Here is a 26070-nt window from a genome sequence, read left to right as displayed (position 1 = left end):
TCCTATAATAAAAATCACGAATTCTCTTTATATAGTATAAAGTAATTCGTGGCATCTTATTCTATATTTTAATATATATAGAAAAAAGGCAATGAATTGCCCTTTTTATGTTCATATTATTCTTGTTCTTTATTTTCTTCATTTTCAGCTAAAGCATCTTTTCTAGAAAGGTTAACTCTTCCTTGGTTATCTATTTCTACAACCTTTACTAAGATTTCATCACCAACAGTAACTACATCTTCAACCTTATTAACTCTTTCCTTAGCTAGCTTAGAAATATGAACTAATCCTTCTTTATTTGGAAGAACTTCTACAAAAGCACCAAAAGTAGTTATCTTTGTAACCTTACCTAGGTACACTTCACCAACTTGAACTTCCTTAGTAATACCTTCAATAATCTTAAGTGCTGCATTAACTCCATCATGATCAGGTGAAGATACGAATACTGTACCATCTTCCTTAATATCAATCTTAACTCCAGTATCAGCTATAATCTTATTTATAACCTTACCACCAGTTCCAATTACATCTCTAATCTTTTCTGGGTCTATTTGAATAATAGATGTTTTTGGAGCATATGAAGAAACTTCTTCTCTAGGACTTTCTATGCATTCATTTATCTTATCTAATATAAATAATCTAGCTTTTCTAGCATCTTTAATAGCATTTTCAACTACATTAAATGAGAAACCTTGAAGCTTAGTATCAACTTGAATTGATGTAATACCTTCTGTCGTACCAGCTACCTTAAAGTCCATATCTCCAAAGAAATCTTCTATTCCTTGAATATCAGTTAATACTGCTTCTTCACTTAAATCTTCAGATGTAATTAATCCCATTGCAATACCTGCTGCTGGTCTCTTTATTGGAACACCTGCATCTAATAAGGCTAATGTTGAACCACATACTGATGCTTGTGAAGTAGAACCATTAGAACTTAAAACTTCAGATACTAATCTAATAGTATATGGGAATTCTTCTTCTGATGGTATTAATGGCTCAAGAGCTCTTTCTGCTAATGCCCCATGACCAATTTCTCTTCTTCCTGGCCCTCTTAATGGTTTAACTTCTCCAACACTATATCCAGGAAAATTATAGTGGTGCATGTATCTCTTAGTAGTTTCGCTTTCATCTATTCCATCTAATACTTGAATATCTCCAACTGAACCTAATGTAGCAACTGTCATTACTTGAGTTAATCCTCTTGTAAATAACCCAGTACCATGAGTTCTTGGTAATATACCAACTTCACAACTTATTGGTCTTACTTCATCAAAAGCTCTTCCATCCGGTCTTCTCTTTTCCTTTAATAACATATGCCTTACAACTTTCTTTTGCATGTTATAAAGAACTTCTTTTATATCACCAGTCTTATCAGCGTACTTTTCACCAAATTCTTCAGATACCTTTTCATTGATTTCATCAATTGCTAAGTTTCTTTCGTCCTTATCAGTGATGTACATTGCCTTCTTAACCATTTCTCCAGCAAACTCAGTTATATCCTTTTCTACCTCTAAATCAACATGGTATAATTCAGGAACTTCTTTTTCTTTACCCATTGTAGCCATAGCTTCTTCTTGGAATAAAATTATATCTTGACATCTTTCAAATCCATATTCTATAGCCTTTATCATTGTGTCTTCTGGAATTTCGTGACCTCCAGCTTCAATCATCATAACCTTTTCTTTTGTTGCACAAACAGTAAGATGCATGATTGATTCTTCTCTTTCTTCAGCATTTGGATTAATTACAAAGTTTCCATCTATTAATCCTACTTGAACTGCTGCCACTGGAATTGTATAAGGAATGCTTGATAAACATAATGCCATTGATGCTGCATTAATGGCTAAAATTTCTGGTAAGTTATCCTTTTCAACTGAAACCACTGTACATACAACTTGAACATCATTTCTATATCCCTTTGGAAATAATGGTCTTATTGTTCTATCTACTGCTCTACCGTTTAGAATTGCTTTTTCTGTAGGTCTACCTTCTCTCTTTATAAATCCACCTGGAATTTTACCTACTGAATATAATCTTTCTTCATATTCAACGCTTAATGGGAAGAAATCTATACCTTCTCTAGGTTGCTCTGAAGCATTAACATTTGTTAATATTACTGTATCTCCATAGCTCATAAAAATTGCTGCATTTGATAACATTCCTATCTTACCAAATTCAACCTTCATCTCTCTACCAGCAATGGTTTTGCTTAATACTTTATTCATGATAGGACCTCCCTTCACTATCTACATTTTACATAATTTTCTTGTAATTTTAAAATAATAGAGCGGAGTTATCCGCTCTAAAGATTATCTTCTTAAACCTAATTTTTTGATAATAGCTCTGTATCTTTCGATATCTTGAGACTCTAAGTAATTTAGAAGACCTCTTCTTTGACCAACCATCATTAATAATCCTCTTCTTGAGTGGTGATCCTTCTTGTGAGTCTTTAAGTGACCAGTTAAAGAATTGATTCTTTCTGTTAATAAAGCGATTTGAACTTCTGGAGAACCAGTATCTTGTTCATTTCTTCCAAATTCTTTAATTATTTCTAACTTTTTTGCCTTATCCATGCGTAATGCACCTCCATAATTTATCGCCTTAGTGCCATGTATAAAGTTGGCATTCTTTAAACATAGGACTAGGTTCCTAATGGCTATTATAACAAAAGCCATTCTTATTGTAAATATTTTTTATAAGTTTACAAAGAACTTTTCCTCTAGAGCATAATATTTATCTTTTTTTAATTGGATAACTAAATCATCTATTGAGTTAAACTTTTTCTCATCACGTATCTTTTTAATAAAGTATACTTTTATATTATGCCCATATAAATCATTATTAAAATCTAAAATATAAGTTTCTATTGTTAATTTATCACCATTAACAGTTGGATTATTTCCTACAGATGTTATTCCCTTATATATTTTACCTTGCCATTGTACATTAGTATAATATACACCTTTTTTAGGAATTAAAGCCTCCTTTGAATAATCTAAATTGGCTGTTGGAAAACCTATGGCTCTTCCAAGCTTCTTACCATGTACCACTTTACCTTTTATACAGTAAGGCCTATTAAGCATCTTCATAGCTTTATCAACATTTCCACTAAGTAATTCATTCCTAATTCTAGTACTACTTATAACTTCATCTTCATAATTACAAGGTTCCATTACATAAAGTTCATAGCCATACTTTGTTGATAATTCTTTTAACATCTCTATATTTCCAACATTCTTATATCCAAATCTATAATTGAATCCAACAACAATCCCTTTTACTTTAAACTTTTCACATAAATATTTAATAAATCCCTCTGGGGTTAATTTCATATATTCTTCATTAAATTCTTCAAAGTATATTAAATCAACACCTAAAGCTTCTAATATCTCTTCCTTACTCTCATTATCCATAAGTAGTTTAGGAGGAGTTGCTCCTTTTATTAAAGTCCTAGGATGATTTTTAAAAGTATATACTATACTTTTACCTTTGTTTTCATTTGCTAGCTCAATAATCTTATTTACTAATGATAAATGTCCTGAATGTAAACCATCAAAGCTACCAAGGGCAACATAACTATATGTACCTTCTTCTAAAAATCTATTAAGCTTCTCATTCATACTTCATTAGCTCCTACTATATTAATAGTTTTTCAATTTTAAATCCGTTAAGTTCTCTTTTCCCAAGACCTAAAAATTTATCATTTTCATCATAAACTCTATATAGAATATTATTGTCTATTTTTTCATTTGTTAATCTTCTATCCATTACTCTAACACCATTTATAAGTAACTTGCTAAAGCCTTCATTAACTTTAAGTTTAGGATAGAATTTTAATGCATCCTCTATTGATATAATATAATTATGTATGTTCTCACTAGTTAAATCCTTAATATTAATGCTATCTCTTTCATGAAAACAAGATGTTTCAGTTCTTCTAAGGTCTGTCATACAAGCCCCTACTTTTAATGCTTCACCTATATCATAGCAAAGGCTTCTTATATACGTCCCCTTAGAACAAGTTACTTCCATAGATATATAAGGAAGATTAATTTCTATATCTTTAATGTCATATATAGTTATGGGTCTTCCTTCTCTCTCTACTTCTATTCCTTTTCTTGCAAGTTCATATAGCCTTACTCCATTTTTCTTTAGGGCAGAATACATAGGTGGAACTTGATTATATGTTCCTTTAAATTTATTTATAGCTTCTAGTGTCTCTTCAACTGTAATATTAGAAGTGTCACTTTCTGATAATATTTCACCTTCTAAATCATATGTAGTTGTAGTAACTCCAAGCTTAAATTTCACCTTGTAGCTCTTCTTATCATTCATAATGTAATCTATTATCTTGGTTGCCTTTCCTAAACATACTGGTAAGACACCAATTGCTTCTGGATCAAGAGTGCCTGTATGTCCAACTTTTTTCTCACAAGCAACTTTTCTTACAATTCTTACAACATCAAAAGATGACATTCCTGAATTTTTAAATATATTTAATACACCATTCATATCTATATCTCTTTTTCTATTTCAATTATTACTTTATTGAAAGCTTCTTCTAATGAAACATTTTTCATTTTAAATCCAGCAGCCTTTATATGGCCACCACCACCTAAAACCTCTGCAACCTTTCTAACATCAAAATCTTCTCTTGATCTTAAACTTCCCTTCACTCCATCTTCAACTTCTTTTAATACTAAGGCAACTTTTACTCCTTTTATCCCTAATGCCATAGAAATAACATCGGAAGTATCTATATTCCCTAAATTATAAGAGTCTAAAAGTTTTTTAGAAAGTTTTATAACTGATAATTTCCCATCAAGTAAAAGCTTTAAATTATTTAAAGCTTCACCTATAAGTTTGATTTTTTCATAAGGTCTATTATCAAATAGATTATTATGAATTTTAGTATTATTAACTCCAATGGCTATCAGCTCAGATGCTATTTTATGAGTTCTTTCTGTTACATTTGAATGTCTAAAACCACCTGTATCTGTAACTAAAGATGTATATATACATCTTCCTATTTTCTCATTAACTTCATCTTTTTCTTTAAAGTCAAAACCTAATTCTTTTAGAAGTAAATAAACAATTTCTGCTGTTGCAGCAGATGATTCTTCAACATAATTACTTGTTCCATAGTTTTCATTAGTAACATGGTGATCTATGTTTATAAGCTTACCATCATAATTTTCAAGATTTGCACATATTCTTTCATAATTACCACAATCTAAAACGATAACCATATCTGTTCCTTCTAGAGGTTCAGGTATATCACCATTAATTTCTTCTCCTAGAGGTAGGAAAGAGAGGTTATCCGGGATAACTTCTCTTGATATTATATATGAATCTTTTCCTAGTTCTCTAAGTCCATTTAATAGAGCTAATGTGCTTCCTAAAGCATCTCCATCTGGAGATATATGAAAGGTTAGCCCTATTTTCTTACTTTCAATAATATCTTTTGAAATATCTTTTAAAGTCATATTATTTATCTTTAATCTTTTCTATTAAACTATCTATATGCATACCATAGTCAATAGAATCATCTATTTCAAAAATTATTTGTGGATTATGCCTTAAATTAATTCTTTGTGCTATCTCTCTTCTTACAAAACTTGCTGCACTCTTTAGTGCATCAAGATTGCTTTTCTTCTCTTCTTCACTATTTGCAAATATACTTACATATACCTTTGCATATCTTAAATCTTTAGTAACTTTTACAGAAGTTACAGAAATCATAGCTGTAAGTCTTGGATCTTTAATTTCATTTCTAATTAAATTACTTACTTCTCTTTTAACTTCTTCATTTATTCTGCCGCCTCTATAATTTGGCATTTATATCACCTCTTTAAAGCTCTTTTCTCTTTATAGCCTCTATCTTGAATGATTCAATAATATCGCCTTCTTTAATATCATTGAACTTTTCAACACTTAAGCCACACTCATATCCAGTTGCTACTTCTTTAACGTCATCTTTGAATCTCTTTAATGAAGCTAAAGAGCTTTCAAATATAACTATACCATCTCTAATAACTCTTATATCAGAATTTCTTAGAATCTTACCATCTAATACATAGCATCCTGCAATTGTACCAACATTAGAAATCTTATAAGTTTCTCTAACTTCTGCCTTACCAAGAACAACTTCTTTGTATTCTGGTTCAAGCATACCAACCATAGCTGACTTAACATCTTCTATAGCATCGTATATTATTCTATATGTCTTAACATCAACCTTTTCTCTTTCTGATGCAGCTATTGCATTTGAGTCTGGTCTTACGTTAAATCCAATTACTATAGCATTTGAAGCTGTTGCAAGAGTTATATCTGTTTCTGTTATTGCACCAACAGCACCGTGAATTACTCTTACCTTAACATCATCTGTCGAAAGTTTTTCAAGAGATTGTCTTATAGCTTCTACAGAACCTTGTACGTCAGCCTTAACTATAATAGCTAATTCCTTAACTGTACCTTCTTTGATTTGGCTATATAAATCTTCTAATGATACTCTATGGGAAGCATTTAAGGTTTCATTCTTTAACTTATCCTTTCTTGCTTCTGCCATAGTTCTAGCAGTCTTTTCATCCTTAACTTGAATAAATCTATCTCCTGCTGCTGGAACTTCTGATAATCCTAAAATTTCTACTGGAATTGATGGTCCTGCTGATTTAATCTTCTTACCTTGATCATCAAACATAGCTCTTATTCTTCCATAAGTAGAACCTACAAGAATAGAATCTCCTACACTTAAAGTACCACTTTGAACTAATAATGATGCAACAGGTCCTCTTCCCTTATCAAGCTTAGCTTCAACAACTGTTCCCTTAGCTTTTCTATCTGGATTAGCCTTTAATTCTTGCATTTCAGCAGTTAATATAATCATTTCTAATAATTGATCAATATTTTGACCTTCTTTAGCTGATACTGGTACACATATAGTATCTCCACCCCAGTCTTCTGCTACTAATCCAAATTCAGTTAATTCTTGCTTAACTCTATCAATATTAGCACCTGGTCTATCTATCTTATTAATAGCAACAATCATAGGAACTTCTGCAGCTTTACAATGGTTTATAGCTTCTTTAGTTTGTGGCATTATTCCGTCGTCTGCCGCAACAACTAATATAACTATATCAGTAACTTGAGCTCCTCTAGCTCTCATTGCTGTGAAAGCTTCGTGTCCTGGAGTATCAAGGAATGTAATTTCTTCTCCATTTAATGTTACTGTGTAAGCACCTATATGTTGAGTAATACCACCAGCTTCTGTTTTAGTTACTCTTGTTTTTCTAATAGCATCAAGTAAAGATGTCTTACCATGGTCAACGTGACCCATTACTGTTACTATTGGAGGTCTCTTAACTAAGTTTTCATCATCTTCTGCATCTACTTCTAAGCTTTCTAGTTCAGATGATACCTCTTTCTTTTCATATAAGATTTCATACTTATCACATAACTTTGCAGCTGTTTCAAAGTCGATTTCTTGGTTAACAGCAGCCATTACACCTAAGAACATTAAATTCTTAATAACATCTGCATATGGCTTTTGTAAAGAATCTGCTAATTCTTTAACTGTAATAGTTTCACCAATTTCTAAAATTGTGTTTTCAGCAAATTCTTGTTCTCTTCTTGCCTTTTCTTCAGCAATTTGTTTTCTAGTTTTCTTTTTCTTTCCGTTACCCTTGTTAACTTCTTCATTTAATTGCTCTTCGTACTCTTCAACAATGCTACCATTATCTGCTGATACTTCCTTTGAAGCTTCATCTTTATTTGGTTCACCTAATAATTCCTTTATTAAAGCTGCATCTTCATCTTCTATTACGCTCATATGATTTTTCACTTCAACGTTAAATTCTGTCATTAATAATTCTATTAGTTCCTTTGAGCTTACATTTAATTCTTTTGCTAATTCATATACTCTAATTTTTGACATACAGTCACCCCCGAATATTTTACTTCATATATTTTTCCTCCTCGTAAAGAGCATTAAGCTTATTAGCCATATTCTGGTCTAAAATAGCTAGGATTTTAACCTCTGGTCTTCCAACTGCTCCTCCTAATTCCTCTTTTGAGAAATCTTCAATATATGGTATATTATTTTCCTTACAATGATTTTTAAACTTTTTTCTTGTGGCTTCCGATGCATCTGGAGAAATTATAAATAGAAAAAGCTTTCTTCTATTTCTCTCCTCATTGCATTTACTGTAACCTTCTAATATGTTACCTGACCTTTTTGCTAAACCTAAAAAATTAAAAAACTTACTCATTTCCAATTTCTTCCTTTAGCCTGTTATATATATCTTCGCTTATAGCTACATCTAGGTTTCTACTTAATCTCTTAGCTTTAAATGCCTTTTCTAAGCATTCTCCACTTTTACATATATAAGCACCTCTACCTGACTTCTTCCCTGTTAAATCAACAGAAACTTCACCCTCTGGACTTTTAACAACTCTTATTAATTCCTTCTTAGGCTTCATTTCCATGCATCCTGTACACATTCTTAATGGTATCTTCTTAACTTTCATAAAAACACCTCATTATTCAGTTACAGTAGCTTCTTCACTTTCTTTTAAAGCTTCTGCTTGAGATTTGCTCTTTATATCTATCTTCCAGTTAGTTAACTTAGCTGCTAATCTAACGTTTTGACCTTCTTTACCTATTGCAAGTGATAATTGATTATCATCAACAACAACCTTTGCAGACTTGTTATCTTCATCTACTTCTACACTTAATACCTTTGCTGGACTTAAAGCATTTGAAATAAATTCTTCTGGAGATTTACTCCACTTAATTATATCTATCTTTTCATTCTTTAATTCATTTACTATATTTTGAACCCTTGCACCCTTAGGTCCAACACAAGCTCCCATTGGATCTACAGATTCATCATTTGAGTAAACAGCTATCTTACTTCTAGATCCTGCTTCTCTTGAAATGCTCTTTATTTCTACAACTCCATTATAGATTTCAGGAACTTCAAGTTCAAATAATCTCTTAACTAAGCCCGGATGTGTTCTAGAAACATGTATTTGAGCTCCCTTAGATCCATTCTTAACTTCAACTATATAAAGCTTAAGCTTTTCATTGAACTTATATTCCTCATTAGGTATTTGCTCATTTGGTCCTATTACTCCCTCAAGCTTTCCAAGGTTAACAAAAACCATACCCTTATCTTTTCTTAAGATTGTACCAGTAATAATATCAAATTCTTTTTCCTTGTATTCATTGTAAATGATATTTCTTTCAGCTTCTTTTATTCTTTGTGTTACTACTTGCTTAGCTAATTGTGCTGCAACTCTACCAAAGTTCTTTGGAGTAACTTCTATTTCTACAATATCATCCACATCATATTTTGGGCTTATTTCTTTAGCTTCTTCTAAAGAGATTTCAGTCACATCATCATATACTTCATCACAAACTACTTTTTGTGCATATACATGTATTTCTCCTGTTTCTCTGTGCATGCTAACCCTAACATTTTGAGCTGAAGTATTAATATTTGCATAATTCTTTTTATATGCTGCAACTAATGCATCCTCTATTGTTGTGAATATTAATTCTTCACTAATCCCCTTTTCTTTTACTAGTTCTTTTAGAGCGCCTATAAACTCTTCATTCATTATTATATCCTCCTTGCTATATCTCCCCATCCAAATTAGCTTTTTTTATTTTATTTTTTGGTATAGTAACATCTTCTCCATTATTAATAATTATTGAATCTTCTGTTACACCTTTTAATATGCCATTAAAATTTTTACTCCCATTAACTGCTCCACTCAGCTTAATTTCTACTTCTCTTCCTACAAATCTATTATAATGCTTATCATTATATAAACCTCTATTAAGACCTGGTGAAGATACTTCTAAATAATACGAATCTGGAATTGGGTCCTCTTCGTCTAGCATAGTACTAACTCTTCTAGAAAGTGTTTCGCAATCTGTAAGACTTATGCTTCCTTCTTCCTTATCTATGTATATTCTTAGAAAATTCTCTCCGCTCTCTTTAACATACTCAACATAGTATAATTCATAGTTTAATTCATCTGCAATTGGTTGTACTAGAGCTGATACCTTTTCTACTAAACCTTCTCTTTGCATCTTTAAACCTCCTTTACAATATTCAATTTTCTCAAGATTATTATTCCCAAATACTAGTTTAATATTTTTTACCTAATCAAAAACGCAACTATTGTAGTAGTTGCGTTACAAATAGAAAGAGCGGGTATTTCCTCCCACTCCTTTTTTCTAGCTATCTGAAATAAATCTTCTTAAATTAGAATAGCACACTTTTTTTAATAATACAAGTAATTAGATAAAATTTTACATCATTTAGAGTTTATCACAATATATTCTTTCACCTATACATGTATATCCTAACGCTAAAGATACATTATTTATCTTTTTACCTTAAAGCAATGTTCCTTCTAATCAATTATACAAAAAGAGACTTAGCCAAAGTCTAAGTCTCTTAATAATATTTATATATTTAATTAAAGTAATTCTATTTCTTTCATTAACTCTTCAATTAAATCCTCTTCTTTGCACTTTTTAATTACTTCACCTTTTTTAAATATAATTCCTTCACCTTTACCGCCAGCTATACCAATATCGGCCTCTTTAGCCTCTCCTGGCCCATTAACTATGCACCCCATAACAGCAACCTTTATATCTTTATTAATTCCTTCAAGCCTTCTTTCAACTTCATTTGCAATTTCAATAAGCTTTATTTGAGTTCTTCCACATGTAGGACAAGATACAAACTCAAGGCCACCCTCTCTTAATCCTAAAGCCTTTAGCATTTCCTTTGCAACCTTAATTTCTTCAATAGGATCACTTGTAAGAGAAACTCTTATAGTATCTCCTATTCCTTCTGCAAGTAAAGTTCCAATACCAATGCTTGACTTTATTGTTCCTCTAAATGGAGTTCCAGATTCAGTTACCCCTAAATGAAGTGGGTAATCAACCTTTTCGCTCATAAGTCTATATGCATCAATCATCATTTTAACATCAGAGGATTTTATAGAAATTACTATATCATGAAAATCTACTGCTTCTAATATCTTAACATGAGCTAAAGCACTTTCTACTAATCCTTTAGCTGTAGGCTTTCCATCCCTCTCTAAAATCTCTTTTTCTAAAGAACCTGAATTAACACCAATTCTTATTGGAATATTTTTAGCTTTACAAGCTTCAGCAACCATTCTCACTCTTTCAATACTTCCAATATTCCCCGGATTAATTCTAACTGCTGATATACCATTTTCAACAACTTTAAGAGCTAATCTATAATCAAAATGTATATCTGCAACTACTGGAATAGGTGATTGCTTTACTATTTCTTTAATTGCTTCAGCAGCCTCCAAATCAGGTACTGTACATCTTATAATTTCACATCCTGCATTATAAAGCTCTCTAATTTGCTTTAATGTAGCCTCAACATCTCTTGTATCTGTATTAGTCATAGATTGGATTGTAACAGGAGCATCTCCTCCTACATATACCTTTCCTACTTTAACTTTTCTTGTTAACTTTCTATCCATTTTATCATACTCTCCTAAAAACTAATAGGGAAAATTATATCCTTTATTGTTACTAATATCATAACGCCTATCAGTAGCATAAATCCTACTGTATTTAGAGCCCCTACTATTTTGTCTGGCACCTTTCTTCTTGTTATTAATTCTATAAATAATATAACTGCCCATCCACCATCTAAAGCTGGGAATGGTAATAAATTAAACACTGCTATGCTAACAGAAAGTATTGCAACAAGCTTCATTAAGTTCCACACGCCTACTTCTGCTGCACCTGCTGACATCTTAATTATTGTAACAGGACCTCCAACGTCAGTTTTTAAATTAGCCTCCCCTGTAAATATCATCTTTAAACCTTTAAAAGTTTGAGAAATCAAAGATGCAGTTTCATTAAAACTTTCTTTTATACTACTTAATATACTAGGATTTTCTTCACCCTTGAAATAAACTCCTATCATATATCTTCCTTCATCCTCTATGTATGCAGGTTCTATAGTTACCGTATCTTTTAACCCTCCTCTTTCATACTCAAGGTCAATTTTTTTCCCTTTATTCATATTTACGCCAACAGAAATATCGCTATTTGTAAACACTTTGCTTCCATTTACTCTAGTTATTCTATCTCCTTGCATTAATCCTGCTGAAGCAGCTGGTGTTCCAGCTTCAATTCTATCTAAGCTTGTAGTTGCAAATCCAAAAATATTAAATATAGTACTTAAAATAACTATTGCTAAAACAAAATTCATGAAAGCTCCAGCTAAGATTATAGAAATTCTTCTTAGTGGTGATTTAGCCGAAAAACTCCTCTCGTCATCTACAGCTTCTTCTTCTCCTAACATTTGAACATATCCACCTATAGGTAATAATGAAATGGAATATCTTGTTTCTTTTCCTTGATGGGAAAGTATCTTTGGTCCCATACCTATAGAAAATTCAACAACCTTAACACCATTTAATTTTGCTGCTATAAAGTGTCCAAATTCATGTACTATGATTAATAAACCAAACCCTAAAATCGCCAAAATATAATTCAATGTCTTTCCTCCTAACCTCTATTACACGCTACATATTCTCTTACTTTTCTATCTAATTCAATTACGTTATCTAAGGATAACTCTTTTTTGCATTCAACATTAAAGTAATTTATAGATTCTTCAATAATATCTCCTATTTCTAAGAATTTTATCTTCTTATCTAAGAAAAATTGTACAGCAACTTCATTAGCAGCATTTAAAACTGTTGGAACTAAGCCACCCTTTTTCCCAGCTTCATACGCAAGTCTTAAACATTTAAATGTTTCTAAATCTGGTCTCTCAAAAGTTAATTTTGATATCTTCCAAAAATCAATGGATTTAGCTACTTCTTCTTTTCTTTCTGGATAATTCAATGCATATTGTATAGGAAGTCTCATATCTGGAGATCCAAGTTGAGCTATTATACTTGCATCTTTATATTCAACCATAGAATGTATAATGCTTTGAGGATGAACTACAACTTGAATATTATCATAACTACAATTAAACAACCAATGAGCCTCTATCACTTCAAGTCCCTTATTCATTAATGTAGCTGAATCTATTGTAATCTTCTTTCCCATACTCCAATTAGGATGATTAAGAGCCTCTTCTAAAGATATCTCCTTTAACTCATCTATCTTTCTTCCTCTAAAAGGTCCACCAGATGCAGTTAATATTATCTTTTTTAAGCTATCTAAACTATTCCCTCTTAATGACTGGAATATAGCACTATGTTCTGAATCAACCGGAAGAATTTTTACGCCATTATCCTTCGCTGCCTGCATAACTAATTCCCCTGCAACAACAAGAGTTTCCTTATTTGCAAGAGCAATGTCTTTCTTCGCTTCAATAGCTGCCATTGTAGGCTTTAAACCTATCATCCCTACAACTGAAGTAACAACCATATCTATTTCTTCAAGGGATGCTATTTTTATTAGCCCCTCCATTCCTTCAAGAACCTCAATATCAAAATTATTCTCAGTGCAATATTCTTTTATCTTTAAAGCTGAGCTACTATCCATCATTCCTACATATTTAGGCTTAAACTCATCTATTATCTCTATCATCTTTTCTATAGATGAATTAGCAGTTACCCCAATCAATTTTAACTCTTTAGCAGATTTTCTAATTACATCTAAGGTTTGAAGTCCTATTGACCCTGTTCCCCCTAATATTGAAAGTTTCTTCATGTCTTTATCCTCCTAATTGCTACTTATCTTCTCCATAGATTATATCTTTAGCTAGAATCCCATACATAGGGCCTACAACTATTCCAAGAACCCCAAATAACTTAATTCCTATATATATAGATAATAAAACTAATAAGGGATGTAATTCTAGTTTATCACTTAAAAATTTTGCTTCAAGAACTTCTCTAATAACTTGAACCAAAATATATAAGCATATTAACCCAAAAGCTACTATATAATCTTCTACTATAATATTGTATATTATTATAGGTACAAATACAATTATTGTTCCTACATAAGGTAATATGTCTAATATTCCACAAATAACTCCTAGTAAAACTGCTTTTGGTACCCTAAACACTATAAATCCTATAATTATTTCAAGAGTTGATATTAATACTAAAATAACTTGAATACCTATCATTTGCTTAAAGTTACCACCTTGATACTTAGCTTTATATAATATATCTCTTGGTATCAATCTTTTAACTAAATCCTTCATTTTTTCTCTATCTACTAAAATAAAAAAAGCACATATATTGCCTATAAAGAATGCTACTATTCCTTCTCCAGTTGTTATAGCACCAGTTTTTATAAAATCCTGATTTAATATAGATATAACACTACCTGCAATACTTTTCCCATCTCCAACATCAATAAATCCAATATAAGTTCTAATTAAATCTTCTATAAGTTTAATATTTCCCTCATATAATTTTTTTAACAAAATGAATATACTACCACCAAGATAAATAACAAATATAATTAAGGCTAAATTTACAAATAAAATTGATAATGCTCCTGCAATTTTATCATGTATATTTAACCTTATAAAAAACTTGTATAACGGATTTGCTATGAGAAACATTATAACCATCCATATAAAGGGTTTGAAATAGTATTTTATAGTTAATGTTAGAACCGTTATTATTAATAAAAGCATAATCAAATCAATTAGTTTCTTATATCTTCTTCTAAACTCCAAAAAACCCCCTCCCTTGCACATACATTAAAATATATGCAAAGAAAAGGGGTTATATTTACAGAAATAAAACATAATATTTTTTTAATTTACAATGATAATATAAAAGTTAAGTAATAAAACACTATCAATCCTGAAAATAATATTGAATCAAACCTATCTAATATACCACCATGACCAGGAATAAGATTACTATAATCCTTTATTCCAACATATCTTTTTACAGAAGATGCTACTAAGTCACCAAACTGACTAAATACTCCACATAATGCTCCTATAATAAAGAAATGATATATTGGGAAAGTAGCTATGTATCCTTTGGCAACAAATCCTAATATTCCACAAGAAATTGTTGACCCTATAAGTCCTCCAATCGAACCTTCTATAGTTTTCTTAGGACTTACTTTTGGGCATAGCTTTGTTTTTCCGAATAATCTACCAGCATAGTATGCAGTTGTATCTGTCATCCATGATCCTATAAATATTAGCCATACATAAAAAGCTCCACCACTTTTTTCACTTACTAGGTATATAAAACTAAACAAAATGCCCACATATAAGAAGCCCAGCAAAGTAATTGCAGCATCAATAAATGTATACTTTAAATCTATTACTGGTATTATTAAAAGTATAAATGTTGCTAAAATTATCATAAAAATAAGCTTTTCAAAATCATTATTAAACAAATAGAATAGTATTAATAAAATATATCCTACCATTTCAATTGGTTTAAAATCTTTTTCTTTTAACGCTTTATAAAATTCATACATTCCAAAAGCAGATAAAATGAAAGTAAATATTTTTAGAGGTAACCCTCCCCAAAATATAAATAATATAAATGGTGCTATCATAAGTGCACCTAGATATCTGTTATCTGATTTCAATACCTTCACCCCAATCTATTTTATTCCACCAAAACGTCTATCTCTGTTTTGGTAATCATAAATTGCTCTTTGTAAATCCTTCTCCTTAAAATCAGGCCAATTAATATCCGAATACCAAAATTCTGAATATGCACATTGCCATAAAAGAAAATTACTTAATCTTTGTTCTCCTGATGGTCGAATTATTATGTCTGGATCTGGCATTCCTGCGGTATATAAATAATTATTTACTAGACTATCATCTATATTATTTATATCTATTTTTTCATCTTTATAATCATTGGCTATTGCTTTTATTGCTCTTATAATTTCATCTCTTCCACCATAATTTAAAGCTACATTCATAACTATTCCATTATTATTTCTTGTTCTTTCTTTCGCTCTCTCTATTTCACCTATACACTCTTCCGGTAATCTAGAGATATCTCCAAGAACATTTATAACAACACCATTTCTATCTAATTCATCTATTTCTTGCTTTAAGTATTGAACAAGCAACTTCATTAGCGCTCCAACTTCTTCTTTAGGTCTCTTCCAATTTTCAGTTGAAAATGCATATAAAGTCATGTATTTAATGCCAAGTCTATCCCCTTCCTTAATTATGCGTCTTATGGTTTCTACACCAGCTTTATGACCCATAGTTCTTGGAAGATTCCTTTGTTTTGCCCATCTTCCATTACCATCCATTATAATAGCTACATGTTTAGGGATATTATTCATATCTAATTCTATATTTTCGTCATTATCGAAGTTATTCTTTTTCTTATTCTTATAAAAACTAAACAAGGTTGGCCCCTCCCATAATATCTAATTAACAAAAAACCTGCCCTAGGAGCAGGTTTTTTGTTTGCTAGCCTAAATTGACATTATTTCCTTTTCCTTAGCTGAAATTATGTTGTCAATTTCTTTAACGTAAGAATCAGTTATTTTTTGAACTTGATCCTCACCCTTCTTAATTTCATCTTCTGATATATCTGAATCCTTCTTTAATGCCTTTATCTTTTCATTAGCATCTCTTCTTACAGATCTAACTGCAACTTTAGCATCTTCACCTGTTTTTTTAACATTCTTAACTAAGTTCTTTCTAGTTTCTTCTGTTAATTCAGGTATTATTAATCTTATTACTGAACCATCATTTGAAGGATTTAATCCCAAATCTGACTTAAGTATAGCTCTTTCTATATCTTTTAGTAATGGTTTTTCCCAAGGTGTTATCATAAGTACTCTTGGTTCTGGAGCAGATACATTGGCAACTTGATTAAGTGGACATAAACTTCCATAATACTCTACTTGAATTCTGTCAAGCATAGTTGGATTAGCTCTTCCTGCTTTCATAGTCGATAGCTCTGAATTAAGAACTGAAATAGTCTTTTTCATTTTTTCTTCTGAATTCTTAATAATGTCCTTGATCATTTTAACCCTCCTACTTTTTTGATACAAGCGTTCCTATTTTTTCGCCTTGTGCAGCTCTTTTGATATTTCCAGGTTCATCTAAACCAAATACAAGTATAGGAATATTATTATCCATACATAAAGATGTAGCTGTTGAATCCATTACTTGTAATCCTTGTTCAAGAACCTCTATATATGATAGTGTATCATATTTTTTAGCATCTGAATACTTATGAGGATCCTTATCGTATACACCATCAACTTTTTTAGCTAATAATATTACATCTGCTTCTATTTCTGCTGCTCTTAGTGCTGCAGTTGTATCAGTTGAAAAATAAGGATTTCCTGTTCCTGCTGCAAAAATTACAACTCTTCCTTTTTCAAGATGTCTCATAGCTCTTCTTCTAATGAAAGGTTCTGCAACCTCCTTCATTTCTATAGCCGTTTGTACTCTTGTCATTACTCCAACTTGTTCTAATGAATCTTGTAGTGCTAAAGCATTTATACAAGTAGCTAGCATTCCCATGTAGTCAGCAGTAGTTCTATCCATACCTTCGCCGCTTCTACCTCTCCAAATGTTACCGCCACCAACAACGGCACCTACTTCAATCCCCATATTTACAAGTTCTTTAATTTCTAGAGCTATTCTTGTAGCTACATTAAAATCTAAACCGAATCCATTTTCTCCAGCTAAAGCTTCACCTGATATCTTTAGCATCACTCTCTTATACTTAGAATTAGACATCTCTATACCTCCAACGTAAATTCCTATATCTTTAAAAAAAGAGAACACTTAGTGTTCTCTTTGGTTTTAACTATTTACCCATTTGCTTTGCAACTTCTGCAGCAAAATCTTCAACAACTTTTTCTATACCTTCGCCTCTTTCAAATCTTACGAAGCTATTAACAGTGATTGGAGAACCAACTTCTTTAGATTTTTCTTCAACAAGCTTTGCTATGCTCTTATCTCCATCTTTAACCCAAGCTTGATCTACAAGACATACTTCTTTATAGTATTTCTTGATTCTTCCTTCAACCATTTTATCAACGATCTTTTCTGGCTTTCCTTCATTAAGAGCTTGAACTCTGTAGATTTCTCTTTCCTTTTCTACAGCTTCCTTATCAACACCTTCTTCATTTAAGAATAATGGGTTTGCAGCTGCAACTTGCATACAAAGTTCTTTAGCTAAATCTACAACTACTTGAGATTCAGTTTCGCATCCTAATTCAACAACAACACCGATTCTTCCACCACCGTGAATATAAGTTTGAACTGCACCATTAGCAACTTCAACCTTCTTGAATCTTCTTACTGTCATGTTTTCACCTAAAGTAGCAATTAAAGCTGTTAAAGCTTCTTGAACTGTTTGTTCTTCATTGTACTTTTCGTTTAAGAATTCTTCAACAGTTGTAGCTGTTGTATCAACAACCATCTTAGCTAATGAATCAGCAAAAGCTACAAATTGTTCATTAGCAGCAACGAAGTCTGTTTCACAGTTAACTTCTACGATACCAGCCTTCTTGTTATCTTCTGTAATATATGTCTTAACAAGACCTTCAGCAGCAACTCTTCCTGCTTTCTTTGCAGCAGCAGCTAATCCTTTTTCTCTTAAGAATTCTACAGCCTTTTCTATATCTCCGTTAGTTTCTGTTAAAGCCTTTTTGCAGTCCATCATTCCTGCGCCAGTCATTTCTCTTAATTCCTTAACTGATTTTGCAGTTATCATATTCATTTCCTCCTTTATATTAAGTAACCCTTATCATTTAGGTTAAAAGGTAAATGAAGAATCCTTCACCTACCTTTTACATAGCTAATTATTCAGCTAATTGTTCACCTTGTCTTCCTTCAATGATTCCATCAGCCATTTTAGCAGTTATTAATTTAACAGCTCTTATAGCATCATCGTTACCTGGAATTACGTAATCTACTTCTTCTGGGTCACAGTTAGTGTCAACTATAGCTACTACAGGAATTCCTAAAATCTTAGCTTCTGAAATAGCATTCTTTTCTTTTCTTGGGTCAACTATGAACATAGCTCCGATGTTTTCGCAGTCTAAGTTTCTAATTCCACCAAGGTTCTTTTCTAACTTTTCTAATTCTCCCTTAAGCTTTATAACTTCTTTCTTTGGAAGAACTTCGAAAGTTCCATCTTCTTGCATTCTTTCGATTTCAGCTAATCTCTTAATTCTAGTCTTTATTGTTTCGAAGTTAGTTAACATTCCACCTAACCATCTGTTGTTAACAAAGTGCATGTTTGATCTTATAGCTTCTTCTTGGATAGCTTCTTGAGCTTGTTTCTTTGTTCCAACGAATAAGATATCTTTTCCTTCTGCAGCAACTTCTTTAATAAAGTTGTAAGCTTCTTCAGCCTTCTTTACAGTCTTTTGTAAATCTATGATATAGATTCCGTTTCTTTCTGTAAAGATGTAAGGAGCCATCTTAGGGTTCCATCTTCTAGTTTGGTGACCAAAGTGTACACCAGCTTCTAATAATTGTTTCATTGATATTACTGACATTTTCTTACCTCCTGGTTTTTCCTCCACTACCTTCTTCACAAGTAGCTACCTAATAGGCACCAACTACTTGCATTGGGTAATGTGTGTATTTTATTACCTTTGTTAGTATACCACAAGGTTTTTATTGTATCAACAAAATTTTATATTATTTTTATCCATCTTAAAAATAATATAAAAATACTCATTATAATTCTCCCCCTTCATAAAAATTAACTATTCATAAGATACACTTTTTTCAGTCATACACAGGTTCCAAAACTTGCTTTTAGTGTTCTGTGATGGCACTATAATTTTTACCCCTCATGCTCTGTATCCATAAGGAGGCTACTGAAAACTCTTTATAATTTCCTAGACGTAAAAAATCTGTACCTAATACTAGATACAGATTTTAAAATAAACTATTTAATCTTTTTCAACTCATCTAATAACTTTTCATTAAGTATTCTTATATGAGTCCCCTTCATTCCTAGAGATCTTGATTCTATTACTCCAGCACTTTCAAATTTTCTCAAAGCATTAACTATAACACTTCTTGTTATACCAACCTTATCAGCTATCTTTGAAGCTACTAAAAGCCCTTCAGTCCCATCTAATTCATCAAAGATATGTTCTACAGCTTCAAGTTCTGAATAAGATAAAGTTCCAATAGCTAGTTGCACAACAGCTTTTTTTCTTGCTTCTTCCTCTATCTCAACTTGTTTTCCTCTAAGCATTTCTATTCCAACTATTGTTGCACTATATTCAACTAAAACTAAATCATCGTCAGTAAATCTTCTACCAAACCTTGCAAGTTGTAACGTTCCTAATCTCTCTCTATTTCCTACTATAGGAACAATTGTAGACAGCTTGTCTTTCGCCATACAATCTCCTTCACCTTCAAAAACACAATAACCTTTGTTAGGTAAATTAGATATAGTTTCTGTAATATTAAGAAGCTTTTCATTGTAATCCGCCGGAAATCTTCTTTCTTCTATTACTTTCTTCTTCATCACATGACATTCGAAATCTTTTGCAAAAGTATATCCTAATATTTTCCCTTTTCTACTAGCAATATATACATTACATTCTAACACTTCGCTTAAAAGCTTACATATATCTTCAAAAGCAACTGGCTCTGTTCCTGACTTCTGCAATATCTTGTTCAACATTCTTGTTTTGCTAAGTAATGATGACATATAACTCCCCCTTAAATAATCTATTAAAATTCAAGTATATTTTAAATTTTCATAATTTTTTAAATTTTTGTTCTTTTCATTATAGACTATTTCAGTTTATCATACAGAGCCATTTATTTCAACTCCATTTTTGTTCTTTCGACATTTTAGTTACTATTAGTTATTTTCTTTGTCGTTTTTTTCTTCCTTCTTAATAACTTCTTTATATCCACATTCACTATTTGAACATTGTACATAATTCCCATCTTTTTTAGAGTATTTTAAAACCATATACGCATTACACTTAGGACACTTGTCTTTTACTGGTTCATTCCAACTTACAAACTTACATTCAGGATATCCAGAACAACCAAAGAATTTTTTACCTTTTTTACTCTTCTTAACGACAATCTTTTTACCACATTCAGGACATGGCACATCTAGTTCTTCCACTATTGGCTTAGCATTTTTGCATTCAGGATAACCAGGACATGCAAGGAAGTCACCATATCTTCCTCTTTTTATCACCATCATTCTTCCACACTTATCACATGGAACATCACTAACTTTATCTTCAATAACTACTTTTGCAACTTCTTTTTCAGCTTTATCTATAGCTACCTTTAATGGCTTAAAGAATTCATCTACAACTTCTCTCCATTCTTCTCTACCCTCTTCAATATGGTCTAGCTTCTTTTCCATATCAGCAGTAAACTCTACATCTACAATTTGATTGAAGTAATCACTTAAAATCTTATTTACTATAAATCCCAACTCAGTCGGAATAAGATTCTTCTTTTCTCTAAGTACATAACCTCTACTTAATATTGTTGAAATGGTAGGTACATATGTACTTGGTCTTCCTATCCCCTTTTCTTCCATAAGTTTTACAAATGAAGCTTCAGTAAATCTTGCAGGAGGTTGAGTAAAGTGTTGTTTTCCTTCTATGGATTCCTTCTTTAAAACTTCCCCTTCTTCTAAAACTGGAAGAATAACTCCTTCAGCATCTTCCTCATTAGAGTACTGATATAGTTTCATAAACCCATCAAAGTCAATTGTTGATCCACTAGCTTTAAATTTGTAATCACCATTTATTATATCAATTGAATTTGTATTCAATCTACACGAAGCCATTTGACTTGCCATGAATCTATTCCAAATTAATGTGTATAATTTATATTGTTCGCTAGTTAAGTTTGCCTTTGCAATCTCTGGAGTAATTTCAACATAAGTAGGTCTAATAGCTTCATGAGCATCTTGGATATTTTTCTTTCCTTTATACTCTCTAGGCTTCTCTGGGGAATATTCTTCTCCATAAGTACTATTAATAAATTCTAAAGCCTTTCCTTGAGCTTCTTCTGAAATTCTAACAGAATCTGTTCTCATATATGTTATAAGACCAACTGTTCCATATCCTTTAACTTCAACGCCTTCATATAAAACTTGTGCTACCGACATAGTCCTCTTTGTCATAAAATTAAGTTTTTTACTTGCTTCTTGTTGAAGTGTACTTGTAGTAAATGGTGGAAGTGGATTTTTAACTTTTTTACCTTTTTTGATCCCAGCTACTACAAATTCACCTTTTTCTAGTTCTTTAACTATAATTTTAGCTTCATCTTCATTTTTAATTTCAATCTTTTTGCCATTCTTTGTAGATAACTTAATAGGAAATTTCTTTCTTTCCTTTTTCATTACACAATCAACTGTCCAATACTCTTCTGCATTAAAAACTTTTATCTCTTCTTCCCTATCACAGATAAGCTTCAAAGCTGCTGATTGCACTCTACCTGCACTTAGACCCCACTTTACATTTCTCCATAAAATAGGACTAATTTCATATCCAACTAGTCTATCTAATACTCTTCTAGCTTGTTGAGCATCAACTAAATTTATATTTATTTTTCTAGCTTGTTTTATTGATCCTTTTACAGCAGTTTTAGTTATTTCATTAAATACTATTCTACATTGTGAATCTTCTGATATCTTCAAAAGCTTTGCTAAATGCCAAGAAATTGCTTCTCCCTCACGGTCAGGGTCAGTTGCAAGATAAACTTTATCAGCTTTTTTTGCTGCTTTTCTTAACTTATCTATTAATTCTCCCTTACCTCTTATTGATATATACTTTGGTTCATAATTATTTTCTATATCAACACCCATCTTACTTTTAGGCAAATCTCTAACATGCCCCATAGATGCTTCAACTGTATAATTTTTTCCTAAATATTTTGCGATTGTCTTAGCCTTTGCAGGTGACTCTACTATAACTAAATTTTGACCCATATAAAAACTCCATTTTTATGGAGCCTTCACCCCCTTAAAACTCACGTAATCTTTGCATAATAATTGCCAGGAAGGCTAACTATTTCATTTCTAATTTGCATTTCAAATAATACCTTAAACAAAGCAGCCCTGTCAATACAAGACTTTTCAACGATTTCATCTATATGTGTTGGTGCCTTTGCTATAACAGATAATATTTTTCTCTTTATTGGAGATATTATTCCTTCTTCCTTTGGAATTTTTAATTTCAAAATAGAATATAAGTCATCCATTCCACTAAAAATCTGCGCACCATCTCTAATAAGCTTATTACATCCATTACTTCCTTTTGAAAAAATTGATCCAGGAACAGCCATTACTGATTTTCCTTGTTCTGCAGCATAATTAGCCGTAATTAAAGAACCACTTTTACTCGACGCCTCGGCAACTATTACTAATCTACTTAACCCACTAATTATCCTATTTCTCATTGGAAAATGGTATGGAAGTGGCTTAGTGCCTGGTAGAAATTCTGAAATAATCAATCCAGTATCTTCAACCTTTTTAAATAATGATGCATTTTGTTTAGGATATACAACATCTATACCACATCCTAAAACAACAATAGTGTTTCCACCATCTTCTAATGCTGTTTTATGTGCTACTGAATCTATCCCTTTAGCACCTCCGCTTATTATTGTGATATTATAGCTAATTAATTCTTTTGTCAATAGTTTTGTAATTTGTGCACCATACTGAGTACACATTCTTGAGCCAACTATACCAACTATATCTTCATTAAGTAATTCTATATTTCCTTTATAAAACAAACCATATGGCGGTTCATCTATATTCTTTAAATCCTCAGGATATTTAAGATCATTATATGTAACAAGCCCTATATTTTCTTTAGCTAATATCCCTACATATTCCTCTGCATCCTGTAATGAAGAACTGCTAAAAGTACTGTTTAATTCATCATAAACAACTTTTTCATTTCCATATCTCTCAATAAGAGATATTTTATCCGAATTTGATACATTTAACATTATTAACCATATCTTATATTTCATAAACTGTCTACCCCTTTACACAATTTCTCCATGATAATCCCTCCTATAATTTATTCCCTCCAGAATATTTTCTTCTAATATATCCTTATTCCCATCTAGGTCTGCAATAGTTCTAGATATCTTTATAAGCTTTCCATATCCTCTTAATGAAGGACTATTTAAGTCAAAATAGTTTTCTAATATTCTCTCTATATTTTTTGAAACTCTACACAATTCAAAAACATCTTTTCCTCTTATTTCAGAATTATATTTATATTTAGTTCCTTTTAACCTTCCTCTCTGAACTTCTGTTGCCTTAATTACTCTCTCTTTCATTTTCAAGGAAGAATACATTTCATTATTATTTCTTATTTCTTTATATCCTACCTTTGGTACATAATTATATAGATCAATTCTATCCCTTAAAGCTTTTGACATTCTATTTAAATATTTCATTTTTTGATTATCACTACAATTACATCCATCTGAATCCCCACTTTCTAGTCCACTCTTACCACATGGACAAACATTAAAGGAACCTATCATTATAAAATTGCATGGTAATTCATAACTTCCATATAATCTATTAATTTTTATCTTTCCTTCTTCTAATGGTTCTCTCAAAACCTCTAGTACATCTCTTTTAAACTCTAATATCTCATCTAAAAACAGTACTCCTCTATGAGCCAAAGTAATTTCTCCAGCTTTAGCAATATTTCCTCCACCAATTAAAGCTCCTTTTGTAATAGAGTGATGAGGATTTCTAAAGGGTCTTTTTACATTACATAATTTATCATTTCCTGCTATACTATAAACCTTAGCAACTTCAAGTTCTTCCTCTTTAGTTAAATCAGGCAATATGGATTGAAGCGCATTTGCTAACATAGTTTTTCCTGCTCCTGTACTACCATAAATAAGTATATTATGATTTCCTGCAGCAACTATTTCCATTGCTCTTTTAGAACTTTCTTGCCCTATAATATCACTGAAATCTAAATAGTTTTCCTTAGAAACTTCTTCTAATAAAAATGAATCATAAGGTAACATATCTTTATAATTCAAAAAAGATATACTTTCTCTTAAATTACTAAAAGGATAATATTTCGCTTCCTTAATATATTTACATTCATTTAGGTTTTCATAAGGTAATACAAAATTCATTTTCCCTTCACTAACACCAGCTAGTATTATTGGAAGTGTCCCCTTTACCCCTTTAATATCTCCTGCTAATGATAACTCTCCAAACAAAATGTAATCTTCTATATATTTAGAGTTAATTTGTCTAGAACAGGCTAGTATGCCAATAGCAATAGGTAAATCTAATAATGATCCTATCTTTTTTACATCTGCTGGTGCTAAGTTAACTACTATCCTTCCTAGAGGAAATTCAAATCCGCTATTTACTATTGCTGATCTCACTCTTTCTTTTGCTTCTTTTATTGCAGCATCTGGTAATCCAACAATATTGAAGTACGGAATTCCTCTTGTAATATCAACTTCAACATCTATAAGCTGCCCTTCTAATCCAGAGTAGGTGGCACTAATTATTTTTATTGCCATGCGCTCAATCCCTTCTATACAATTTCCTCTTAGATTATTACCAATATAATTTATACTAAACATAAAATCTTGCTTGCATTAACCAAATAAAGGTAATAATTATTTATATAAATATAAAAATATATAAATATGGGAGTTATAAAATGAAAAATATGAAGAAACTACTAGGTAACCACGGCGAAGACATTGCCGCTAATTATTATTTAAATAACGGCTATACTATTCTTGATAGAAATTTTCTAATTAAAAAAGGTGAGATGGATCTAATTGTTAAAAAAAATGACGTCATAGTATTTGTTGAAGTGAAATCTAGAAGCAATAACTCCTTCGGTACCCCTTGTGAATCTGTAACATTCTCAAAGCAAAAAAATATAAAGTACTTATCTAAATACTATTTAACTATTCATAATCTCTATAACTATTATGTTAGATATGATGTGGCAGAAATATATTTTAACTACTACGATAATTCGTACAAATTAAATATAATAAGTGATGCTTTTAGATAAAATTAAAAACAAAAAAA

General features: G+C 31.3%; 26 protein-coding genes. 1 reads left to right on the top strand and 25 read right to left on the bottom strand.

Going from position 1 to position 26070, the window contains the following annotated elements; genetic code table 11:
- Nucleotides 1–116: 116 nt before the first annotated feature.
- From G594_RS0104860 to G594_RS0104740, 25 genes are all read right to left on the bottom strand, one after another.
- The gene (locus G594_RS0104860) at nt 117–2228 is read right to left on the bottom strand and encodes a polyribonucleotide nucleotidyltransferase (protein ID WP_027097550.1); all 2112 of its coding nucleotides are present in this window, start codon (nt 2226–2228) and stop codon (nt 117–119) included.
- Between the two features lie 84 nt (nt 2229–2312).
- Nucleotides 2313–2576: a 30S ribosomal protein S15 gene (gene rpsO / locus G594_RS0104855; protein WP_027097549.1), complete on the bottom strand. Its 264-nt coding sequence runs from the start codon at nt 2574–2576 to the stop codon at nt 2313–2315.
- A 120-nt stretch (nt 2577–2696) separates the two neighbouring features.
- A complete protein-coding gene (locus G594_RS0104850; RefSeq protein ID WP_027097548.1) occupies nt 2697–3623 on the bottom strand; it encodes a bifunctional riboflavin kinase/FAD synthetase in 927 nt (308 codons plus the stop codon).
- Nucleotides 3624–3639: 16 nt separating this feature from the next.
- The gene (truB, locus tag G594_RS0104845; protein ID WP_027097547.1) at nt 3640–4515 is read right to left on the bottom strand and encodes a tRNA pseudouridine(55) synthase TruB; all 876 of its coding nucleotides are present in this window, start codon (nt 4513–4515) and stop codon (nt 3640–3642) included.
- A 2-nt stretch (nt 4516–4517) separates the two neighbouring features.
- On the bottom strand, nt 4518–5489 hold the full coding sequence (locus tag G594_RS0104840; RefSeq protein ID WP_027097546.1) for a DHH family phosphoesterase: 972 nt from the start codon (nt 5487–5489) through the stop codon (nt 4518–4520).
- Between the two features lies 1 nt (nt 5490).
- A complete protein-coding gene (rbfA, locus tag G594_RS0104835; protein WP_027097545.1) occupies nt 5491–5841 on the bottom strand; it encodes a 30S ribosome-binding factor RbfA in 351 nt (116 codons plus the stop codon).
- A 13-nt stretch (nt 5842–5854) separates the two neighbouring features.
- Nucleotides 5855–7936, bottom strand: a complete 2082-nt coding sequence (gene infB, locus G594_RS0104830) for a translation initiation factor IF-2 (RefSeq protein WP_027097544.1) — start codon at nt 7934–7936, stop codon at nt 5855–5857.
- A 19-nt stretch (nt 7937–7955) separates the two neighbouring features.
- Complete coding sequence (locus tag G594_RS0104825; protein WP_027097543.1) at nt 7956–8270, bottom strand: ribosomal L7Ae/L30e/S12e/Gadd45 family protein; 315 nt, start codon at nt 8268–8270, stop codon at nt 7956–7958.
- Nucleotides 8263–8529, bottom strand: coding sequence for an RNase P modulator RnpM (gene rnpM / locus G594_RS0104820; RefSeq protein WP_027097542.1), 267 nt, complete (start codon nt 8527–8529; stop codon nt 8263–8265). The genes G594_RS0104825 and rnpM overlap by 8 nt, the downstream gene beginning before the upstream one ends.
- A gap of 12 nt (nt 8530–8541) precedes the next feature.
- Nucleotides 8542–9624: a transcription termination factor NusA gene (gene nusA / locus G594_RS0104815; RefSeq protein WP_027097541.1), complete on the bottom strand. Its 1083-nt coding sequence runs from the start codon at nt 9622–9624 to the stop codon at nt 8542–8544.
- Between the two features lie 16 nt (nt 9625–9640).
- Nucleotides 9641–10102, bottom strand: coding sequence for a ribosome maturation factor RimP (gene rimP, locus G594_RS0104810; protein ID WP_027097540.1), 462 nt, complete (start codon nt 10100–10102; stop codon nt 9641–9643).
- A 392-nt stretch (nt 10103–10494) separates the two neighbouring features.
- Entirely contained in the window at nt 10495–11544 is a 1050-nt protein-coding gene (ispG, locus tag G594_RS0104805) for a flavodoxin-dependent (E)-4-hydroxy-3-methylbut-2-enyl-diphosphate synthase (RefSeq protein ID WP_027097539.1), read from the bottom strand.
- A gap of 14 nt (nt 11545–11558) precedes the next feature.
- Nucleotides 11559–12572: a M50 family metallopeptidase gene (locus tag G594_RS0104800; protein WP_027097538.1), complete on the bottom strand. Its 1014-nt coding sequence runs from the start codon at nt 12570–12572 to the stop codon at nt 11559–11561.
- Nucleotides 12573–12583: 11 nt separating this feature from the next.
- Nucleotides 12584–13744 (bottom strand): 1-deoxy-D-xylulose-5-phosphate reductoisomerase, encoded by a 1161-nt coding sequence (dxr, locus tag G594_RS0104795; RefSeq protein ID WP_027097537.1) that lies wholly within the window; start codon nt 13742–13744, stop codon nt 12584–12586.
- Nucleotides 13745–13763: 19 nt separating this feature from the next.
- Nucleotides 13764–14729 (bottom strand): AI-2E family transporter, encoded by a 966-nt coding sequence (locus G594_RS0104790; protein WP_027097536.1) that lies wholly within the window; start codon nt 14727–14729, stop codon nt 13764–13766.
- 86 nt (nt 14730–14815) lie between these two features.
- The gene (locus tag G594_RS0104785; RefSeq protein WP_027097535.1) at nt 14816–15610 is read right to left on the bottom strand and encodes a phosphatidate cytidylyltransferase; all 795 of its coding nucleotides are present in this window, start codon (nt 15608–15610) and stop codon (nt 14816–14818) included.
- 15 nt (nt 15611–15625) lie between these two features.
- A complete protein-coding gene (locus tag G594_RS0104780) occupies nt 15626–16396 on the bottom strand; it encodes an isoprenyl transferase (protein ID WP_027097534.1) in 771 nt (256 codons plus the stop codon).
- 69 nt (nt 16397–16465) lie between these two features.
- Nucleotides 16466–17023, bottom strand: coding sequence for a ribosome recycling factor (frr, locus tag G594_RS0104775; RefSeq protein ID WP_027097533.1), 558 nt, complete (start codon nt 17021–17023; stop codon nt 16466–16468).
- A gap of 10 nt (nt 17024–17033) precedes the next feature.
- Nucleotides 17034–17747: a UMP kinase gene (pyrH, locus tag G594_RS0104770; protein ID WP_027097532.1), complete on the bottom strand. Its 714-nt coding sequence runs from the start codon at nt 17745–17747 to the stop codon at nt 17034–17036.
- Between the two features lie 70 nt (nt 17748–17817).
- Nucleotides 17818–18729, bottom strand: coding sequence for a translation elongation factor Ts (gene tsf / locus G594_RS0104765; protein ID WP_027097531.1), 912 nt, complete (start codon nt 18727–18729; stop codon nt 17818–17820).
- An 88-nt stretch (nt 18730–18817) separates the two neighbouring features.
- The gene (gene rpsB / locus G594_RS0104760) at nt 18818–19519 is read right to left on the bottom strand and encodes a 30S ribosomal protein S2 (protein ID WP_027097530.1); all 702 of its coding nucleotides are present in this window, start codon (nt 19517–19519) and stop codon (nt 18818–18820) included.
- Between the two features lie 398 nt (nt 19520–19917).
- The gene (gene codY / locus G594_RS0104755; protein ID WP_027097529.1) at nt 19918–20694 is read right to left on the bottom strand and encodes a GTP-sensing pleiotropic transcriptional regulator CodY; all 777 of its coding nucleotides are present in this window, start codon (nt 20692–20694) and stop codon (nt 19918–19920) included.
- Between the two features lie 156 nt (nt 20695–20850).
- Nucleotides 20851–22953, bottom strand: a complete 2103-nt coding sequence (topA, locus tag G594_RS0104750; protein WP_027097528.1) for a type I DNA topoisomerase — start codon at nt 22951–22953, stop codon at nt 20851–20853.
- A 41-nt stretch (nt 22954–22994) separates the two neighbouring features.
- Nucleotides 22995–24005, bottom strand: coding sequence for a DNA-processing protein DprA (gene dprA / locus G594_RS0104745; RefSeq protein WP_027097527.1), 1011 nt, complete (start codon nt 24003–24005; stop codon nt 22995–22997).
- Nucleotides 24006–24020: 15 nt separating this feature from the next.
- Nucleotides 24021–25544: a YifB family Mg chelatase-like AAA ATPase gene (locus G594_RS0104740; RefSeq protein ID WP_027097526.1), complete on the bottom strand. Its 1524-nt coding sequence runs from the start codon at nt 25542–25544 to the stop codon at nt 24021–24023.
- Between the two features lie 152 nt (nt 25545–25696).
- Between G594_RS0104740 and G594_RS0104735 the strand changes: the two genes are divergently transcribed.
- Nucleotides 25697–26053 (top strand): YraN family protein, encoded by a 357-nt coding sequence (locus tag G594_RS0104735; protein ID WP_242829702.1) that lies wholly within the window; start codon nt 25697–25699, stop codon nt 26051–26053.
- Nucleotides 26054–26070: the final 17 nt, after the last annotated feature.

Source organism: Clostridium paraputrificum AGR2156 (assembly GCF_000424025.1).
Classification (GTDB): Bacteria; Bacillota; Clostridia; order Clostridiales; family Clostridiaceae; genus Clostridium; species Clostridium paraputrificum.
This window is presented reverse-complemented; position numbering and strand designations above follow the sequence as displayed.

Excerpts from the sequence above, each read along its gene's own strand:
- G594_RS0104860 (WP_027097550.1), bottom strand. The coding sequence starts at position 2,228 with ATGAATAAAGTATTAAGCAAAACCATTGCTGGTAGAGAGATGAAGGTT.
- rpsO (WP_027097549.1), bottom strand. The coding sequence starts at position 2,576 with ATGGATAAGGCAAAAAAGTTAGAAATAATTAAAGAATTTGGAAGAAAT.
- G594_RS0104850 (WP_027097548.1), bottom strand. The coding sequence starts at position 3,623 with ATGAATGAGAAGCTTAATAGATTTTTAGAAGAAGGTACATATAGTTAT.
- truB (WP_027097547.1), bottom strand. The coding sequence starts at position 4,515 with ATGAATGGTGTATTAAATATATTTAAAAATTCAGGAATGTCATCTTTT.
- G594_RS0104840 (WP_027097546.1), bottom strand. The coding sequence starts at position 5,489 with ATGACTTTAAAAGATATTTCAAAAGATATTATTGAAAGTAAGAAAATA.
- rbfA (WP_027097545.1), bottom strand. The coding sequence starts at position 5,841 with ATGCCAAATTATAGAGGCGGCAGAATAAATGAAGAAGTTAAAAGAGAA.
- infB (WP_027097544.1), bottom strand. The coding sequence starts at position 7,936 with ATGTCAAAAATTAGAGTATATGAATTAGCAAAAGAATTAAATGTAAGC.
- G594_RS0104825 (WP_027097543.1), bottom strand. The coding sequence starts at position 8,270 with ATGAGTAAGTTTTTTAATTTTTTAGGTTTAGCAAAAAGGTCAGGTAAC.
- rnpM (WP_027097542.1), bottom strand. The coding sequence starts at position 8,529 with ATGAAAGTTAAGAAGATACCATTAAGAATGTGTACAGGATGCATGGAA.
- nusA (WP_027097541.1), bottom strand. The coding sequence starts at position 9,624 with ATGAATGAAGAGTTTATAGGCGCTCTAAAAGAACTAGTAAAAGAAAAG.
- rimP (WP_027097540.1), bottom strand. The coding sequence starts at position 10,102 with ATGCAAAGAGAAGGTTTAGTAGAAAAGGTATCAGCTCTAGTACAACCA.
- ispG (WP_027097539.1), bottom strand. The coding sequence starts at position 11,544 with ATGGATAGAAAGTTAACAAGAAAAGTTAAAGTAGGAAAGGTATATGTA.
- dxr (WP_027097537.1), bottom strand. The coding sequence starts at position 13,744 with ATGAAGAAACTTTCAATATTAGGGGGAACAGGGTCAATAGGACTTCAA.
- frr (WP_027097533.1), bottom strand. The coding sequence starts at position 17,023 with ATGATCAAGGACATTATTAAGAATTCAGAAGAAAAAATGAAAAAGACT.
- pyrH (WP_027097532.1), bottom strand. The coding sequence starts at position 17,747 with ATGTCTAATTCTAAGTATAAGAGAGTGATGCTAAAGATATCAGGTGAA.
- tsf (WP_027097531.1), bottom strand. The coding sequence starts at position 18,729 with ATGATAACTGCAAAATCAGTTAAGGAATTAAGAGAAATGACTGGCGCA.
- rpsB (WP_027097530.1), bottom strand. The coding sequence starts at position 19,519 with ATGTCAGTAATATCAATGAAACAATTATTAGAAGCTGGTGTACACTTT.
- codY (WP_027097529.1), bottom strand. The coding sequence starts at position 20,694 with ATGTCATCATTACTTAGCAAAACAAGAATGTTGAACAAGATATTGCAG.
- topA (WP_027097528.1), bottom strand. The coding sequence starts at position 22,953 with ATGGGTCAAAATTTAGTTATAGTAGAGTCACCTGCAAAGGCTAAGACA.
- dprA (WP_027097527.1), bottom strand. The coding sequence starts at position 24,005 with ATGAAATATAAGATATGGTTAATAATGTTAAATGTATCAAATTCGGAT.
- G594_RS0104740 (WP_027097526.1), bottom strand. The coding sequence starts at position 25,544 with ATGGCAATAAAAATAATTAGTGCCACCTACTCTGGATTAGAAGGGCAG.
- G594_RS0104735 (WP_242829702.1), top strand. The coding sequence starts at position 25,697 with ATGAAGAAACTACTAGGTAACCACGGCGAAGACATTGCCGCTAATTAT.